This window comes from Methylobacterium sp. J-090 (genome assembly GCF_022829345.1).
Classification (GTDB): Bacteria; Pseudomonadota; Alphaproteobacteria; order Rhizobiales; family Beijerinckiaceae; genus Methylobacterium.
This window is the reverse complement of record NZ_JAKSXV010000089.1, coordinates 26,743-44,334: the sequence shown is the minus strand read 5'-3', so window position 1 is coordinate 44,334 and position 17,592 is coordinate 26,743. Positions and strand designations below refer to the sequence as shown.

Below are 17,592 nucleotides of genomic sequence, written 5' to 3'. Positions count from 1 at the left end.
CGGAGGACCCCGACGCGTGCGCGCGGATGCCGCCCCCACGGAGATGAGCGCCGCCCCGGCGCGCCCCTCGGCCGGCCTCCAGGCCCGCGCCTGGCTGGCGCGCCGCGCGGAGGCGGTGGCGATCCCCGTCGCCGCCGCCGTCACCGGCTTCGCGCTGTTCGGGATCTTCCTCGGCCTCATGGGCAAGTCGCCGGTCCAGCTCGTCGAGATCGTCTGGCGCGGCGGCTTCGGCTCAGCCTTCGCGCTCGGCAACACCCTGCAGCGCGCCGCCCCCCTCCTGTTCGCCGCCCTGTGCGTGGCCCTGCCGGCCCGGCTCGGCCTCGTGGTGATCGGCGGCGAGGGTGCCATCGTGCTCGGCGGCCTCGCGGCGGCGGCGGTTGCCCCGCCGCTCGCCGCCCTGCCGGCGCCGCTGGCGATCCCCCTGATGGCCTGCGCCGCGGCCCTCGTCGGGGCAGTCTGGATCGGAGCGGTCGGCTGGCTCCAGGCCTATCGCGGCGTCAACGCCACCATCTCCAGCCTGCTCCTGTCCTACATCGCCATCGCTCTCGCCAACCACCTGATCGAGGGGCCGCTGCGCGATCCGACGAGCCTCAACAAGCCCTCGACCCTGCCGGTGGGCGAAGCCCTGATGCTGGGACCGATGCCGGGGATCGGCGTGCATTGGGGGCTCGGCTGCGGCGTGATCGCGTGCCTGGCCGCCTACCTCCTCATGGACCGCACGACGCTCGGCTTCGCCGCGCGCATCGCCGGGGGCAACGTGCGCGCCGCGCAGATCCAGGGCCTGCCCGTCGGTCGGCTCATCGTCGGCTTCACGGCTTTGGGGGGCGCGTTCGCGGCGCTGGCGGGCTTCTTCGAGGTGGTCGCCGTGCAGGGCACCGCCAACGGCACGCTCGCGGCCGGCTACGGCTACACCGGCATCCTCGTCGCCTTCCTCGCCCGGCAGAACCCCATCGCCATCGTGCCGGTGGCGTTCCTGCTCGGCGGCATCGAGGCCTCGGGCGGCCTGATCCAGCGGCGAATGCAGCTGCCCGACGCCACCGTGCTCGTGCTGGAAGGCCTGCTGTTCCTCGTCGTGCTCATGAGCGAGACGCTCTACGGCCGGTTCAAGCTGTTCAGCCCGCACCTCTGGGCGGCCAAGCGCGAGACGGCGCAAGTGCCCGCGACGTCGGTGCCGGCATGAGCCAAAATCGATGAGGGGCGGACGATGAACGAGGATCTCGGCCTCTGGTCCGTCCTGCTCGCCGTGATTGGCGGGGCGATCCGCGTCTCGACGCCGTTCCTGTTCGTCAGCCTCGGCGAGACCATTACCGAGCGCTCGGGCCGGATCAACCTCGGGCTGGAGGGGACCCTGGTGTTCGGGGCGATGTCGGCCTACGGCACCGCCGTGCTGACGAACTCGCCCTGGGCGGGAGTGGCCGTCGCCGCCCTGTCGGGCGCCGCGTTCGGCCTCCTGCACGGATTTGTCTGCCGCCTGCCCCGGGTCAACGACGTGGCGGTGGGCATCGCCCTGATGCTGTTCGGCTCCGGCCTCGCGTTCTTCCTCGGCAAGCCCTTCATCCAGCCCTCGGCGCCGCCGCTGCCGGCGATTCCCTTCGGGTTCTGGTCGAGCCTGCCCCAGGTCCGGGCGGCCCTGCAGGTCAACGTGCTGTTCCTCGCCGGTGCCGCCCTGTCGCTGGTCCTGTGGTGGGCGTTCCGCAACACCAAGGCGGGGCTGATCGTGCGCGTCGTCGGCGACAGCGCGGACGCCGCCCGCGCCATGGGCTACGACGTCGACCGGGTCCGCCTCTACGCCACCGCGACGGGCGGTGCCCTCGCGGGGATCGGCGGCGCCTACCTGTCGCTGTACTATCCGGGCTCGTGGAACGAGGGCGTGTCCTCGGGACAGGGCCTGATGGCGGTGGCGCTCGTCATCTTCGCCCGCTGGAACCCGCTGGCGTGCTTCGGCGCGGCGCTCCTGTTCGGCGGAGCCGGGGCGCTGGGACCGGCGCTCCAATCGGTGGGCGTCTCACAGGGCTACTACCTGTTCTACGCCGCGCCCTACGTCCTCACCCTCGCCCTGCTGATCGCCACCTCGTCGCCCGACCGGGCGCTCGCCGGCGCACCGGGCGAACTGTCCCTCTCGAAATAGGAGGCTCCATGAACGGACTCGGCGGACTGAACAAGTCGCCCAACGGCGTCGTCATCGGCCTCGTGCAGCTGCAGCTGCCGACCGTGGTCACGCCGGCCGACCTCAAGGCCCAGACCGACCGCGTGGTGGCGATGGTGGCCAAGGCGCGGACGAATCTGGCCACCATGGACCTCGTGATCTTCCCCGAATACGCCCTGCACGGCCTGTCGATGGACATCAACCCGGCGATCATGTGCCGGATGGATGGGCCCGAGGTCGCGGCGTTCAGCCAAGCCTGCCTCGACCACCGGATTTGGGGCTGCTTCTCCATCATGGAGTTCAACCCGCACGGAAATCCCTACAACACCGGCCTGATCATCGACGACCGGGGGGCGGTGAAGCTCACCTACCGCAAGATGCACCCCTGGGTGCCGGTGGAGCCCTGGGAGCCGGGCGATCTCGGCATTCCGGTGATCGAGGGGCCGAAGGGGGCGAAACTCGGCCTCATCATCTGCCACGACGGCATGTTCCCCGAGATGGCGCGCGAATGCGCCTACAAGGGCGCCGAGATCATGATCCGCACGGCCGGCTACACCGCGCCGATCCGCGACTCCTGGCGCTTCACCAATCAGGCGAACGCGTTCTCCAACCTCATGGTCACCGCCAACGTCTGCCTGTGCGGCTCGGACGGCGCCTTCGATTCCATGGGCGAGGGCATGATCTGCAACTTCGACGGCGCGGTCATCGCGCACGGCACCACGGGCCGCGTCGACGAGATCATCACGGCGGAGGTCCGCCCCGACCTCGTGCGCGAGGCGCGCATCCACTGGGGCGTCGAGAACAACATCTACCAGCTCGGCCATCGCGGCTACACGGCCGTGAAGGGCGGCGCGCAGGATTGCCCCTACACCTACATGCACGATCTGGCCGCCGGCCGGTACCGGGTGCCGTGGGAGGACGAGGTCAAGGTCGTCGACGGCACGAGCTGCGGCTTTGCCGCGCCGACGCGGTCCTACGGCGCAGCGCAGGCGCCCGGGGCGCGGGAGGCGGCGGAATGAGCGCCTCAGCGGTTCTTGAGGGCCGCCAGCATCTCGCGGCGCAGGATGGCGTTGATGCGGGTCTGGTAGCCCCGGCCCTGGGAGCGCAGCCACGCGAGCACGTCGGAATCGATGCGGACCGTCGTCGCGGTCTTGGTCGGCCGGTAGAAGCGATTGGGAACGGCATTCTCCCAGAAGGCCTCCGTCAGAGGCGGGATATCGCTGTAGTCGATCGCCTCGTCCGGCATCGCGGCGAGCGCTTCCAACTCCGCCTTCTGCCCATCGGTCAGGGGCGGCGGGTTGGCGAGATCGATTTCGTACCTAACGAGCTTCGTCTTCATAGCGCCGCCTCTCGGAACGGTCGGCCTTGCGGGCCGAGATGATGCGAATGATCTCGATCTCCTCACCGACCTCGGTTGTCTCGTGGATCGTGTGGACCACGACGAGCACCTTGATGGCGTCGGCCATCCCGGTGATCAGCCAGCGCAACTCGCCCTCTTCGATCCGATCCGCAGACGTGATGGCGAAAGGGTCGGCAAAGACGCGGGCCGCCGTCTCGAAGCGCACCCCATGCTTGCGTAGGTTGGACGCGGCCTTGCCGGGATCCCAATCGAAGACCCGCTTCATGGCGGGATTGTTACTACAAATCCGTCGGATGGGCCAGAACCGGGAGGCCGTGGTATGAGCGTGGTCCCTGCCGAACCGGGTGCCGGCACCTTCGCCGCCGCCGAGCCCTATCCCTGGCCCTACGACGGCAGCCTCCGCCCGGAGACCACGGCGCTGGTGATCATCGACATGCAGACCGACTTCTGCGGGGTCGGCGGCTACGTCGACGCCATGGGCTACGACCTCGCCCTCACCCGCGCGCCGATCGGCCCGATCTCCCGTCTTCTCGCCGCCGCGCGGAAGAATGGCTTCCCCGTGATCCACACCCGCGAGGGCCATCGGCCCGACCTGGCGGATCTGCCCGCCAACAAGCGCTGGCGCTCGCGACGGATCGGCGCCGGCATCGGCGATCCCGGCCCCTGCGGCCGGGTGCTGGTGCGGGGCGAGCCCGGCTGGGAGATCATCCCGGAACTGGCGCCGGAGCCGGGGGAGCCGGTGATCGACAAGCCCGGCAAGGGCTCGTTCTGCGCCACCGACCTGGAGCTGATCCTCAACGCGCGCGGCATCCGCAACCTCATCCTCACGGGCATCACGACGGATGTCTGCGTCCACACCACCATGCGGGAGGCCAACGACCGCGGCTTCGAATGCGTCATCGTCTCGGACGCCACCGCGGCGACCGACCGGGGCAACCACGACGCGGCGCTGAAGATGGTGACCATGCAGGGCGGCGTCTTCGGCGCCGTCGCCACGTCCGAATCCCTCCTCCGGGCCATGGGGTGAGCATGGTCGACGCGGCTTTTCCCCCATCCACGGCGATCGGCGTCGAGACCATCGGGATGACGAAGCGCTTCGGCGCCCATGCCGCCCTCGACGACGTCTCGCTGAAGATCGAGCGCGGCGGCTTCCACGCGCTTCTCGGCGAGAACGGCGCCGGCAAGTCGACCCTGGTCAAGTGCGTGATGGGATTCTACGCGCCGACCTCCGGGACGGTGCTGGTCGACGGCCGCGAGGCCGAGATCACCAATCCGAAGGGCGCGCAGGCGCGCGGCCTCGGCATGGTCTACCAGCACTTCACCCTGGTGCCCTCGCTCACGGGGGCCGAGAACCTCGTCATCGCGCGGGCCGACGCGCCGGCGGTCCTCGACTGGCGCTCGGAGCGCGCCGCGCTCGGCGACTTCATGGCGCGGATGCCGTTCCGGCTGAACCTCGACCGGGCCGTGGCGGAACTGGCGGCGGGCGAGAAGCAGAAGCTCGAGATCGTCAAGCAGCTCTATCTCAAGGCCCGCTTCCTCATCCTCGACGAACCGACCTCCGTGCTGACGCCGGCCGAGGCCGAGGAGGTGCTCGGCCTGCTGCGCGCCATGACCGATCGCGGCGCACTCACGGTGCTGATGATCAGCCACAAGTTCCGCGAGGTCGAGACCTTCGCCCGCTCCCTGAGCGTCCTGCGCCGGGGCCGCCTCGTCGGCGGTGGCGCCGTCGGTGGGCTCTCGCGCGACGACATGGCGGCGCTGATGATCGGCGAGCGGACCGTGCGGACCCTGGCCGCGCGGATCGGCACGGCGGAGGCCGGCCGCGAGGTGCTGCGGATGGAGGGCGTCACCGCGACCGACCCGTCCGGCCTGCGCCCCATCGCCATCGACAGCCTGCGCGTGCGCGCCCGGGAGATCGTCGGCATCGCCGGCGTTTCCGGCAACGGCCAGAAGGAACTCGCCGACGTCCTCGGCGGGCAGATCCGCGCCACCGGCGGGCGGGTGGTCGTGGCCGGCGCACCGTATTCCGGCACCCGGGCCGAGAGCCGCTCGCGAAAAGTCCGCTTCATTCCGGAAGAGCCCCTGCGCAACGCCTGCGCGCCGCGCATGTCGGTCGCCGAGAACCTCGCCTTCCGCGCCTTCGACCGGCGCGGCGACGATCCCGACAAACCCCCGACCTTGTGGCTCGACAAGGGCGCCATGGCCCGGCGCGCCCGGGACCTGATCGCCCGCTTCAAGGTGAAGACCGCCTCCTCGGAAGCCCCCATCGCGACGCTGTCGGGCGGCAACGTGCAGCGGGCCGTGCTGGCGCGCGAGCTCACCGATCCCGTCGATCTCCTGATCGTGGTCAATCCGTGCTTCGGCCTCGACTTCGCGGCGGTGTCCGAGATCCGAAACCGGATCGTCGCCGCGCGCAATGCCGGGGCGGCGGTGCTGCTGATCAGCGAGGACCTCGACGAGATCCTCGAACTGTCCGACCGCATCCTGGTGATGTCGGACGGCCGCCTCGTCTACGAGACCCCGGCGGCGGACGCCGAGGCCGGCACCATCGGCCGGCACATGGCCGGGCATCACTGACGATCTCCGGCTTTTCGATTTTCTCGAACGTTTCCGTCGAGTCTTTTCGGGTTTTGCGCGGAGCGCTCCGGGCGCATCGTCACTCCATCAGATGACGGCCACAGGCCGTCACGCCGAACCGATGGAGCCCACCATGTCCCGTATCCTCGCCGCCTCCGCCCTCGCCCTCTCGCTCGTCGCCGGCGTGACCGGTGCCGCCTCCGCCCAGAGCTACACCGCGCCCGCCGGCATCCCGTCCGTCACGGCGCCGGGCGGCCTCGACGGCTTCGCCGCCTCGACCCCGCAGAGGCGCTTCGATCGGTCCGCCCCCGGCGCGGTCTCGGGCGGGGACATCGCCACCACCGGTTCGATCCGCGCCTCGCAGGCCGTCCGCGCGCGCACCGCCCGCTGATCCGCCCGAACCCTCGGGGCGGTCCCGAAGCCGGTCCCTTTGGGGGCCGGCTTCGTCGCGTCGGCGTCCGAACCGGCGCTGCCCTTGCTTGTCGAACCCCGCGACGCGCCGGATGCGCCGCGTTCGAGGGGATCGGCGAGGGGCACGACATGCGGACCTCCGGAACCCCGACCCTCGATCAGCTGCACGTGTTCCTGTGCGTGGTCGAGACGGGGAGCTTCGCGGCGGCGGGCCGGCGGCTCAACCGCGCCACCTCGGTGATCAGCTACGGGATCGCCAACCTCGAACAGCAGCTCGGCCTGCCGCTGTTCGATCGGGAATCGACCCGCAAGCCGCAGCTCACCGAGGCCGGACGCGCCGTGCTCGCCGAGGCCCGCACCGTCGCCCACAGCCTCGATGCCCTGCGCGCCAAGGTGAACGGCATGCTGAGCGGGCTCGAGGCCGAAGTCAGCCTCGCCGTCAGCGTCCTGATGCCGGGCGACCGGCTCGTCGATGCCCTCCGCGCGTTCCAGGCGCGGTTTCCGACCGTGGCGCTGCGCCTCAACGTCGAGGCGCTCGGGGCGGTCCAGCAATACGTCGCCGGCGGCCGGGCCGTCATCGGCATCGGCGTCGAGATCTGGGACAAGACCACCGATCCCCTCGAGCACATCGCCGTTGGCGACGTCGAGATGCTGCCCGTGGCGGCGCCCTCGCATCCCCTCGCGGGCGTGGACGGGTCCCTTCCGGGCCTCGCGCGCGAGCACGTCCAGCTCGTCATCGCCGACCGTTCGCCCCTGTCGGAAGGCCAGGAGTTCGGCGTCATCGCGACGCGGACCTGGCGGCTCTCCGACCTCAGCTCGAAGCACACCCTGCTGCTCGCTGGCATCGGCTGGGGCAGCATGCCCGCCCACATGGTGCGGGCGGACCTCGCGGCGGGACGGCTCGTCGAGCTGCACATGCCGGAAGCCAAGCGCCGCCGGCTGCCCTTCACGGCGATCTACCGCACCGACAGGCCGCCCGGACCGGCTGGGCGCTGGCTGATCCAGCGCTTCGCCGAGCAGGAAGCGGATCAGCCAATGCCGGACGACGTGCGCGCGAAGGGCGCGGTCCGGCCCGCCTGACACGATCTGGCAGCGCGCTTGCTCAAGCGTGAGGATAACCCGCCACGGACCGGGGCGGCGGACGGGCACGCGGCGCCCCGTGTATACATTGGAGGCAGACATGGGAGCAGACATGCATCGCGGTGAGCACAAGGGCGCGGGCGACGGCCTGCCGCCGGTCCTGACCCTCGCGGCCCTGCGCGGCCTCTACGCCGCCGGAGCGCTGACGCCCGCCGACGTCGCCGCCCGGGTGGCCGACCGCATGGCGGCCTCGGCCGACCCGGCCGTCTTCATCACCCCCGTCCCCCGCGAAAGCCTGATCGCGGCGGCCCGCGCCCTGATGGCGCGCCACCCGGAGCCCAATGCGCTGCCGCTCTGGGGCGTGCCCTTCGCGGTCAAGGACAACATCGACGTCGCCGGCCTGCCCACCACGGCGGCCTGCCCCGCCTTCGCGTTCACGCCCTCGGAGGATGCCCACGTGGTCGCCAGGCTGAAGGCGGCCGGCGCCCTCGTCACGGGCAAGACCAACCTCGACCAGTTCGCCACCGGCCTCAACGGCACCCGCTCGCCCTACGGCGCGCCCCGCAGCGTCTTCTCGTCCGAGCACATCTCCGGCGGCTCGAGCTCGGGCTCGGCGGTGGCGGTCGCGGCCGGACTGGCGGCCTTCTCACTCGGCACCGACACCGCCGGCTCCGGCCGGGTTCCGGCCGCCTTCAACAACCTCGTCGGCCTCAAGCCAACGCCGGGCCTGCTCTCCACCACCGGCCTCGTGCCGGCCTGCCGCAGCCTCGATTGCATCACCGTGTTCGCCCCGAGTGTCGGGGACGGCGTGGAGATCCGCCGGATCGCCGAGGGGTTCGACGGGAGCGACATCTACGCCCGGCGCATCACGCCCGTGGCCCTGCCGGCCGCCCCGCGCTTCGGCGTACTGACGGGGGCCGACCGCGAATTCTTCGGCGACACCGAGGCCGAGGGCCTCTACGACGCGGCGGCGGCGCGGCTCGAGGCCCTCGGCGGAACACCCGTTCCGTTCGACTACGCGCCGCTGCGCGCCATCGCCGCGCTGCTGTACGACGGCCCGTGGGTGGCCGAGCGCCTCGCGGCGGTCGAGGATTTCTTCGGCACGAACGCGGACGACTTCGATCCGAGCGTGCGCGCCATCGTTGCGTCCGCCCGGCGGTTCAGCGCCGTCGATGCCTTTCGCGGCCGGTATCGGTTCGAGGCCCTCAAGCGCGAGGCCGAGGCGCTGTTCGCCCGCGTCGACATCCTGCTCCTGCCGACGGCGCCGACCACCTACACGGTGGCGGCCATGCGCGACGACCCCGTCGCGCTCAACAGCCGGCTCGGGCTCTACACCAACTTCGCCAACCTGCTCGGCCTCGCCGCCATCGCGGTCCCGGCGGGATTTCGAAGCGACGGCCTGCCCATGGGCGTCACGCTCGTCGGTCCCGGCGGCAGCGACGACGCCCTGTCGCCCCTGGCCGATGCCCTCCACCGCGGCGCCGCCTGCGGCATGGGCCTCGACCGCGCGGCGCCCGTGCCGGACCTCCCCCGCCCGCCGAAGCCGCGGACCGAGCGCGTCGCCCTCGCGGTGGTCGGGGCCCATCTCTCCGGCCTGCCCCTCAACCGGGAGCTGGTCGGTCTCGGCGCGACGCTCGCGCGAAAGACCCGGACGGGGGCCGATTACCGCCTCTACGTCCTGCCCGGCACGGAGCCGGCCAAGCCCGGCCTCGTGCGCGACCCCGGCTTCTACGGCCCCGGGATCGAGGTCGAGATCTGGACGCTGACGCCGGAGGCCTTCGGCCGCTTCGTCGCCGCGATTCCCGCCCCCCTCGGCATCGGCCGGATCGCGCTCGGCGACGGCAGCACGGTCGCGGGCTTCCTGTGCGAGGCCCACGCCGTCGCCGACGCGCCGGAGATCACCCGTTACGGCGGCTGGCGCACCTACCGCGCCGCTGCGCCGACCTAAGCGGAGCAATCCGGTGTTCGCCTCACCAATTCGGTCGATCATGCGTATCGCTGAAGTAAAGAGGTAATGCACGGCCCCCCTCTCCTGGAAGGAGAGGGGGGCCGGTTTGCGATCGCCCGATCCGAAGCGATCGAACGGATCTTGGGTCGAGGCTTGGCCGCGCCCTTGCGTACACGGCGCGGGACGCTTCCCTATCGGAGAGACGAGATGTGCCTTGGTGACGATCCGACCTGCGCGGCCTTCGCGGAGCACCGTCTCCGGTACCGGCGCGACATGCAGCCCGAGCGGCGCGCCTTCCTCAAGAGCGGATTCGTGGCGTCCGGGGGCGCCGCCGCCCTCGCCGCCGGCGGCCTGTCCCTGGTGAGCCCGGCCCTGGCCGAGGCCAGCAAGGGCGTGAGGCAATCGGCGCATTACCACCTGCCCGCCACCGCCGAGACCGTGCATTGGGGCTACTTCAGCAGGAGCCTGAAACCGCAGGTCGAGATCGCGTCCGGCGACTACGTCACCATCGAGACGCTGACCCACCACGCCAACGACGATTCCGAGCGCATGGTGACGGGCGATCCCGGGGCCGAGAGCGTCTTCCTCTGGACGAAGGAGCGGAAGGGCGTCGCCCGGCGCGGCGCCGGCCCCGAGGACGCCAAGCTCGGGCCGGGCGGCGGCCTCGGCGTCCACATCTGCACCGGCCCGGTGGCGATCCGGGGCGCCGAGCCCGGCGACGTCCTCGAAGTGCGCATCCTCGACGTGGCGCCCCGTCCCTCCGCCAATCCGAAGTTCAAGGGCTCGACCTTCGGCAGCAACGCCGCCGCCTGGTGGGGCTACCATTACGGCGACATGCTGGAGGGCAAGAAGCGCGAGGTCATCACCATCTACGAGGTCGATGCCACGGGCGGGCGCGACTGGGCGAAGGCCGTCTACAGCTTCCCCTGGCCCGGCGTCACCGATCCGAACGGGGTGCTGCACCCGACCATCGACTATCCCGGCATCCCCGTCGACCACACCAAGACCACGCGCACCTACGACGTGCTCAAGGGCATCCGCGTGCCGATCCGCCCGCATTTCGGCACCATGGGCCTCGCGCCCGCCGAGGCCGAGATGGTGAACTCGATCCCGCCGAGCTACACCGGCGGCAACATCGACAACTGGCGCATCGGCAAGGGCGCGACGATGTACTATCCCGTCGCCGTGCCGGGCGCCCTGTTCTCGGTGGGTGATCCCCATGCGAGCCAGGGCGATTCCGAGCTCTGCGGCACGGCCATCGAGTGCTCGCTCACCGGCACCTTCCAGTTCATCCTGCACAAGAAGACCGATCTCGCGGGCACGTCGCTCGAAGCCCTCGATTTCCCGATGATCGAGACGGCCGAGGACTGGGTGCTGTCGGGCTTCAGCTACCCGAACTACCTGCGGGACCTCGGCCCCGACGCGCAGAACGCGATCTTCCAGAAATCCTCCCTCGACCTCGCCATGCGCGACGCCTTCCACAAGATGCGGTCCTTCCTCATGCACGCGAAGGGGCTGACGGAGGACGAGGCGATCTCGCTCATGTCCATCGCCGTCGATTTCGGGATCACCCAGGTGGTGGACGGCAACTGGGGCGTCCACGCCATCGTCAAGAAGGCGATCTTTTCGGAACGGACGGCCTGACCGGCCTCAGGTCGCGGAGCGCTCCCGCTCCGCGACCGCCGCCATCACCTGGCGATAGATCCGGTCCGGCGCGAACGGCGTCGCGGTGAGGCGCGCGCCCGTGGCGTCGCGGATCGCGTTGGCGAGCGCCGGGGCGACGGGGTTGTAGGGCGATTCGCTCATGGACTTGGCGCCGAGCGGCCCGACGCGGTCGTAGGTGTCGGCGAACAGCACCCGCGTGTCGGGGACGTCGGCGCAAGCGGGGATGTGGTAGTTGCGAAACGTCTGCGTGACGACGCCGCCCGCCCCGTCGAAGCGGTAATCCTCGTAGAGGGCGGCGCCCAGCGCCTGGGCCACCCCGCCCTCGACCTGCCCGCGGCACTGCATCGGATTGATCACCACACCGGCATCCACGGCCTGGATGCTCGCCAGGATGCGGACCTCGCCGGTCCTCGGGTGCACGGCGACCCGGAACGCCTGGACGTTGAAGGCGACGGAACGCGGCGAGCCGTCGGCCTCGGCCCGCGCCTCCAGCGGCGCGAGGGTGGAGAGCGGGACCGGGCCGGCGGGGGTCTCCACGACGTCGCCCGACAGGCGGCAGGCTTCGGGGTCGACCTCCATCCGCTTCGCCGCCGCTTGCGTGAGGGCTTGGGCCAGGGCCGTCGCGGCGCGAAAATTGGCCTGGCCGGCGACGACGGTGCCGGTGCTGCCGTAGGCGCCGGTGTCGTGCGCGACGGCATCGGTGTCGGCCTGGATCAGGCGGATGCGGTCGGGCGTGGTGGACAGCGCCTGCGCGGCGATCTGAGTATGCACGGTGCTCGTGCCGTTGCCGAACTCGGCCGTGCCGATGGCGAGGGCGTAGCCCTCGGCGTCGAGGCGCAGATGCGCGTGGGCGAAGTGGCCGCGCGGCGGGATCGTGTCGATCATCGCCATGGCCATGCCCTCGCCGACGCGCCAATCCGGCCCCGGCGGCGGCGCGCCCGAATCCTCCGCGAGGGCCGCCTGCGCGAGGTCGAGGCACTGGTCGAGGCCGTAGGAGCCGTACTGGACGTCGTGGGGTTCGAGGCTCGTGGCGACCATCGGGTCGCCCGGCCGCACGGCGTTGCGGCGGCGCATGGCGAAGGGATCGAAGCCGAGGCCGCGCGCCAGCTCGTCCAGGGCCGATTCCACCGCGAAGATCGTCTGGCTCAGGCCGTAGCCGCGAAAGGCGCCCGCCGGCAGGGTGTTGGTGTAGACGCTGACCCCGTCCACCCGCTTGTTCGGGCAGGTATAGGCCGCGATGCACTCGTTGCAGCCGTGGTGCAGCACGCCGCCGGCGTGGTTGGCGTAGGCGCCGGTGTCGGACAGGACCGTCAGCTGGATCGCCGTGAGGGTGCCGTCGGCCTTCGCCCCCATCTTCACCCGCACCCGCATGGGATGGCGCGTGGTCGTGGCCGTGAACTGCTCCTGGCGGGTCAGCTCCCACCGCACCGGCCGCCCGGTCCTCAGCACGGCGAGGGCGACGAGGTCCTCGGTGAGCATCTCCTGCTTGCCGCCGAATCCACCGCCGACGCGGCCGCACAGGACGCGGACCCCGGCCCGGTCGAGGTCGAACAGGGCGCAGAGCGCGTCGCGGGTCAGAAACGGCACCTGGGTCGAGGAGCGCACCACGAGGCGGCCCTCCGCGTCGCGCCAGCCGAGGGCGCCGTGGGTCTCGAGATGGGCGTGCTGGACGCGCTGGGACACGTACTCCGCCTCGTGGACGAGATGGGCCTGCGCGAACCCGGCTTCGACATCGCCGATGGCGCCGTGGGCCTCCGCCGCGAGGTTCGGGTGAGCCGAGAGCGGCGGCGCGTCGGCGCCGGGCGGCGGCGATGCGCGGTCGGCGGGATCGTGCACCAGGGGGGCGTCGGGGCGCAGCGCCGCGTCCGGGTCCAGCAGGGCCGGGCGCACGTCGTAGGTCACCACGAGCGCCGCGACGCCGGCTTCGGCCGCCGCCTCGCTCTCCGCCAGCACGGCGGCGACCCTCTGGCCGACGAACCGGACGATGGAATCGAGGATCAGCGTGTCGGGGGCGTCGTCGGCCGGGTTCTCGTGACGCCCGGTGGAGAAGCGCCGCTGCGGCACGTCCGCGTGGGTGTACACGGCGACGACGCCCGGAACGGCCAGCGCCGCCGCCCGGTCGATGGCCGCGATGCGGGCATGGGCGTGGGGCGAGCGCAGCACCTTTAGGTGAAGCACGCCCGGCATCGCGACGTCGAGGGTGTAGGGCGCCGTTCCCGAGACGACGCCGAGGCTCGCCGGCGCCCGCACGTCGCGCCCGACGGGCGCGTGACAGGTCTGCGGCGCCTCGGCGTCGCCCGCGCCCGCCACCGCGTCGCGGATGGCACGGTAGCCGGTGCAGCGGCAGAGGTTGCCCTTCAGCGCCGTGCCGAGGTCCCGGCGCTGGCCCTGGTCGAGGACGGCGGCCGTCATGATCATGCCGGGCGTGCAGAACCCGCACTGGAAGCCCTGCGCGTTCAGGAAGGCGTCCTGCATGGGGTGGACATGCGTGGGCGGCCCGCCGCCGGGCGGGCACGGGCCGGCCAGTCCCTCGATGGTGGTCACCGCCCGCCCCTGGGCGCGGAAGGCGGGCAGGAGGCAGGAATGCACCGGCTCGCCGTCGAGATGCACGGTGCAGGCGCCGCAATCGCCGGCGTCGCAGCCCTTCTTGACGCCGAACCAGCCGAGCTCGCGCAGGAGGGTGCGCAGGCACTGGCCGGGCCGGGCCGCGGCCTCCTGCGCCTGTCCGTTGACGGTGAGCCTCATCGGGCGAGCTCCTGCCGGATTTCCTCCGCGAGGAGGCCCGTGACGTGGCGCCGCCAGTCCGGTGCGCCGTGGACGTCGTCGTACCAGCCGGCCTCCGGAATCGCCGCCGCGATCGCCCCTCGGAGGGCCTCCGCGCCGGGCGGCGCCGGAAACGCGATCCGCACCGGGCGCGGGGTCGAGGCCGTGACCGTCAGGTCGAAGGCGCCGGACCTGTCCAGGGTCCCGATCAGCAGGGCGCCCGAGCGGCCGTTGGGGCTGAGGGAGATCCGGCGGAACGCGGTCCGCCGGGACAGGGCCGCCGCCGGCAGGGCGATGCTCCGCAGGATCTCGCCCGGCCGGAGGGCCGTCCGCTGGGGCCCGAGCACGAAGTCGGCGACCGCCAGCCGCCGCTCGGGCCCGCCCGGCGCGAGGATCGTGCACACCCCGTCGAGGGCGGCCGTCAGGGCGATCATCGGGCCGGCCGGAAGGGCCATGCAGAGGTTGCCGCCGACCGTCGCCCGGTTCCAGATCTTGAACGAGCCGAGCAGCGCCCGACAGCACCGGCCGACGAGGGGGGCGGCGATCCATGTCGGCGGCAGCTCCAGCCGGTCGAGCTGCGCGATGGTGCAGGTCGCGGCGAGGGTCAGGCCGGCTTCCGACAGGGCGTGCGCCGGCCAGTCGAGGCCGGCGACGTCGATCAGTCGGCGCAGGCCCGGTTGCGGCTCCGAAAACAGCCACGTCCCGCCGGCCAACCACGCATCGCCGGTCCGCCAGGCCGGCAGCGCGTCGGCCTTCCCCAGGGTGATGACGGATGTGACGCCGTTGAGATCCATGGCCCCGCCCGCACGATGGCTCAGCCCGTCAAGCAAGACTCCGTCCACTCATCCGGTGTCAATCCGGCGGGGCTGGCCGGCGGGGCTGGCCGGCCCGGACGCCGCGCATCGCCCGGGGGACACGGGCGCCCACGGGTGGACGGTCACGCCGCCCTCCGTCCGGCCGGGCGCCGGCATCACGGATCGAGGCCCCGGGATTCACCAGCCGTTGGCGTCTGTGCGCTAACCGTACCTCCGGCGACGGGCCGCGCGGCCGATGGGAGACGACCATGCTTCTGGGGCTCTGGCTCGATCAACCGATGTGGCTGATGGTGACCCTGATCACCCTGTTCTTCCTCCTGGTCTCGACCGTCATGGTCGCGATCACCGCCCTGCCGGTCACCCGGCCCACGTTCCTGCGGGTCGTCGACGGCGTCGTGCCGGCCTTCTTCAGTTCGATCAGCATCCTGCTCGCCCTGCTCACCGGCTTCGTCGCCAACGATGCCTGGGAGCGCCAGAAGCAGGGCAGCCGCGTGGTCGAGAAGGAGCGCGCGAACCTCATCGCGGCCTTCGACCTCAGCATCGAGACGACCTCGAACATGGCCGGCATCCGCCAGGCCCTCCTCGCCTACACCGAGACGGTCATCGCCGACGAGTGGCCGAAGATGGCGGATGGCGGATCGAGTTCCGAGCCGGGCGGCGCCGCCCTGAGCAATCTCATGCGGATCATCGCCGATCCCGCGCTCACGGGCGAAGCCGGGGCCGTCGCCCATACGGCCCTCATGACGGTGGCCATGAACCTCCGCGAGGCGCGCGGCGAACGTCTGGCGCTGAGCGCCTCGAAGGAGGACGATTCGAAGTGGCTGACCCTGATCTTCCTGGCCGCCCTGACCCTCGTCTCCATCGGGATGGTCCATGGCGACAAGCACCGCGCCCAGATCCTGACGCTGTTCCTGTTCTCGTCGGCGATGATCGTCACCCTGAGCGTGATCGCGCTGCACGAGCGCCCGTTCGATGGCCCCCTGGCCATCGGGCCCGGGGCGATCGAGCGGGCCAAGGCCGTGATGCTCGCGCACCAGGCAAGGCAGATTGGCGCCTCCGCCCCGACCCCGGCCGCCGGGGGCGAGGCGGCGGCGGTGGCGCATTGACGATCGGAATTCGCGCATGCAGTCCGACGATGCCGACGGGGACCGGCCGGCCGCCCCCGATCGATCCGTCCCGCGCCCGGTCCATCCGGTGACCCGCGACGGCGCGTCCGGGGGATCCTTCGCGTGACCTCCCCGTCGAAGCCGAGCCACCGGACCGGTGACGCGCCGAGGAGCGCGGTGAGTGCCGGCCCCGGTGAGGGAGCGCCCGACTCCGCGGCCCTCGGCCCGAAGGCGCAGGCCGTCCTGGGCCTCGCCGCGGCCGAGCGCGGGAGCGACCCCGTCGCGGGGATGCTGGCGACGCCGTCCGGCGCTCCGGCGAAGCCGCGGGCGCTGCCGCTCTGGCTGCTCCTCGTCGGGCGCGAGGCGGTCCACCGGCGCTGGGGCATCGTCGCGGGCGCGGGCCTAGTCTGGACCGCGCTCGGCGGCGCCCTGGTGATCGATGCCCTCGACGGCGCCACGCACGTTCCCGATCGCTGGTTCGGCCTCCTCCTGGTGTTCGAGGCGCTGAGTTCGCTGGTGCGCGGCCTCGTCGCCACCGGGGCCGCGCGCCGCCTGCGCCTGCTCAAGGCCGCGCTGCTCCTCGTCGTGGCCGTCCTGACGCTTCTCGCCTCGGCCTCGAGCACCTTCCTCCTCGCGATGCTGTTCGGCACGGCCTTCCTGTTCGACGGCCTGTCGCGGATCGTGCTCTCGCACGTCCTGCGCTTTCCCGGCTGGCGCTGGTCGGTGGCGCACGGGAGCCTCGGCGCAATTCTTGGGCTCCTGACCCTGCAGCCCTGGCCGACCTGGTACGCCGGCACCGTCGGGTTCAGCATCGGCACCTTCCTGGTGCTGTCCGGGATCAAGGTCACGGTCCTCGGATTGCGCCTGCGCCGCCCGCCGGAACCCCTCGGGGCCTCCATGCCGGTGCGCGATTCGGAGCGTGGTTCGGACCGCGGGTCGGACATGGTCACGGTCCATGTCTGGACGCCGACCGGGACGGCGACGATCCCGGCCCGGCAGCGGCTCGTCCACCGCTACGTCGTCTCGGTGAACGGCGGGGGCCACATCTCCACGGGGCACGCCGCCCTGGAATGGGCGGGATCGCCCGGCGGGAGCGGCGATCCCCTTCACGACGAGTCCCTGCGCGGCGCTCCCCTGTATGTGAGCCACTACCCCGCCGTGGAGATCGACCGCTCGCCCGACAACCTGCGCGCGACCCTGCGGGCCGGGCCCGAGAACGAGGTGCCGGGCCGCTTCCTGCCGAGCTACCGCGCCGAGGCGGACGATTGGTGCGAGGCGACCGTGACGGTCACCCTCCGGGGCGTCGACGGCGCCCGCCTGCGCGCGTTCTGGGACGCGTATCGCCGGGACGCCACCTACAACCTCGTCGGCCGGAACTGTTCGACGGGGGTCGCCAACGCCCTCGACGCCGCCGTCGAGGGCAGCTTCGGCCGCGACGGCACGCCGTGGCGCCGGCTGGCGCGGGCGGCGCTGAGCCCGGAATTCTGGGCGGCCGCGCTCATGCGCAACGGCGCCGGCGCGATGACGTGGACCCCCGGCCTCGTGCTGGATTACGCGCGCGCCCTGAGCGCCCTGATCGATCCCGTCTCGCCGGTGCCGGCCCTCGGCTGGCACGGCGTCCGGCGGCGCCTCCGGCGCAACTGGCGGGCGGAGACCATCGCGCGCAAGCGCGGGCTGGCCGCGGCGGAGCCCACGGCGGCGAAGGTCGCCTGAGGGGATCC

15 protein-coding genes are annotated in these 17,592 nt (G+C 72.1%); 11 read left to right on the top strand and 4 right to left on the bottom strand.

Annotated elements, in window-relative coordinates; translation table 11 throughout:
• Positions 1 to 43 precede the first annotated feature (43 nt).
• From MKK49_RS15285 to MKK49_RS15275, 3 genes are read left to right on the top strand one after another with little or no spacing between them, the layout of a single operon-like run.
• Positions 44 to 1,180, top strand: coding sequence for an ABC transporter permease (locus tag MKK49_RS15285; RefSeq protein WP_244030190.1), 1,137 nt, complete (start codon positions 44 to 46; stop codon positions 1,178 to 1,180).
• A gap of 24 nt (positions 1,181 to 1,204) precedes the next feature.
• Positions 1,205 to 2,128, top strand: coding sequence for an ABC transporter permease (locus MKK49_RS15280; RefSeq protein WP_244029860.1), 924 nt, complete (start codon positions 1,205 to 1,207; stop codon positions 2,126 to 2,128).
• An 8-nt stretch (positions 2,129 to 2,136) separates the two neighbouring features.
• Positions 2,137 to 3,165, top strand: a complete 1,029-nt coding sequence (locus MKK49_RS15275; protein ID WP_244029858.1) for a formamidase — start codon at positions 2,137 to 2,139, stop codon at positions 3,163 to 3,165.
• A gap of 5 nt (positions 3,166 to 3,170) precedes the next feature.
• Here MKK49_RS15275 and MKK49_RS15270 read toward each other — a convergent pair whose 3' ends face one another.
• Together MKK49_RS15270 and MKK49_RS15265 are read right to left on the bottom strand one after the other, a co-directional pair.
• Positions 3,171 to 3,485, bottom strand: a complete 315-nt coding sequence (locus tag MKK49_RS15270; RefSeq protein ID WP_244029856.1) for a BrnA antitoxin family protein — start codon at positions 3,483 to 3,485, stop codon at positions 3,171 to 3,173.
• Positions 3,466 to 3,771: a BrnT family toxin gene (locus MKK49_RS15265; RefSeq protein WP_244029855.1), complete on the bottom strand. Its 306-nt coding sequence runs from the start codon at positions 3,769 to 3,771 to the stop codon at positions 3,466 to 3,468. The genes MKK49_RS15270 and MKK49_RS15265 overlap by 20 nt, the downstream gene beginning before the upstream one ends.
• Positions 3,772 to 3,825: 54 nt before the next feature.
• Here MKK49_RS15265 and MKK49_RS15260 point away from each other — a divergent pair, with 54 nt between their 5' ends.
• The 6 genes from MKK49_RS15260 (at position 3,826) to MKK49_RS15235 (ending at position 11,166) form a co-directional block, all read left to right on the top strand.
• Positions 3,826 to 4,533, top strand: coding sequence for a cysteine hydrolase family protein (locus MKK49_RS15260; RefSeq protein ID WP_244029851.1), 708 nt, complete (start codon positions 3,826 to 3,828; stop codon positions 4,531 to 4,533).
• Between the two features lie 2 nt (positions 4,534 to 4,535).
• A complete protein-coding gene (locus MKK49_RS15255) occupies positions 4,536 to 6,083 on the top strand; it encodes an ABC transporter ATP-binding protein (RefSeq protein WP_244029849.1) in 1,548 nt (515 codons plus the stop codon).
• A 133-nt stretch (positions 6,084 to 6,216) separates the two neighbouring features.
• Positions 6,217 to 6,474: a hypothetical protein gene (locus MKK49_RS15250; protein ID WP_244029848.1), complete on the top strand. Its 258-nt coding sequence runs from the start codon at positions 6,217 to 6,219 to the stop codon at positions 6,472 to 6,474.
• Positions 6,475 to 6,623: 149 nt separating this feature from the next.
• Positions 6,624 to 7,574, top strand: coding sequence for a LysR family transcriptional regulator (locus MKK49_RS15245; RefSeq protein WP_244029846.1), 951 nt, complete (start codon positions 6,624 to 6,626; stop codon positions 7,572 to 7,574).
• A 100-nt stretch (positions 7,575 to 7,674) separates the two neighbouring features.
• Entirely contained in the window at positions 7,675 to 9,522 is a 1,848-nt protein-coding gene (gene atzF, locus MKK49_RS15240; protein ID WP_244029844.1) for an allophanate hydrolase, read from the top strand.
• Positions 9,523 to 9,729: 207 nt separating this feature from the next.
• On the top strand, positions 9,730 to 11,166 hold the full coding sequence (locus MKK49_RS15235; protein ID WP_244029842.1) for an acetamidase/formamidase family protein: 1,437 nt from the start codon (positions 9,730 to 9,732) through the stop codon (positions 11,164 to 11,166).
• A 6-nt stretch (positions 11,167 to 11,172) separates the two neighbouring features.
• Here MKK49_RS15235 and MKK49_RS15230 read toward each other — a convergent pair whose 3' ends face one another.
• Together MKK49_RS15230 and MKK49_RS15225 are read right to left on the bottom strand one after the other, a co-directional pair.
• Positions 11,173 to 13,932, bottom strand: coding sequence for a molybdopterin-dependent oxidoreductase (locus MKK49_RS15230; RefSeq protein ID WP_244029841.1), 2,760 nt, complete (start codon positions 13,930 to 13,932; stop codon positions 11,173 to 11,175).
• Complete coding sequence (locus MKK49_RS15225) at positions 13,929 to 14,744, bottom strand: FAD binding domain-containing protein (protein WP_244030188.1); 816 nt, start codon at positions 14,742 to 14,744, stop codon at positions 13,929 to 13,931. Before MKK49_RS15225 ends, MKK49_RS15230 begins: the two co-directional genes overlap by 4 nt.
• Before the next feature lie 269 nt (positions 14,745 to 15,013).
• Here MKK49_RS15225 and MKK49_RS15220 point away from each other — a divergent pair, with 269 nt between their 5' ends.
• Positions 15,014 to 15,871, top strand: coding sequence for a DUF4239 domain-containing protein (locus MKK49_RS15220; RefSeq protein WP_244029838.1), 858 nt, complete (start codon positions 15,014 to 15,016; stop codon positions 15,869 to 15,871).
• Positions 15,872 to 15,994: 123 nt separating this feature from the next.
• On the top strand, positions 15,995 to 17,584 hold the full coding sequence (locus MKK49_RS15215) for an HdeD family acid-resistance protein (RefSeq protein WP_244029836.1): 1,590 nt from the start codon (positions 15,995 to 15,997) through the stop codon (positions 17,582 to 17,584).
• Positions 17,585 to 17,592 lie beyond the last annotated feature (8 nt).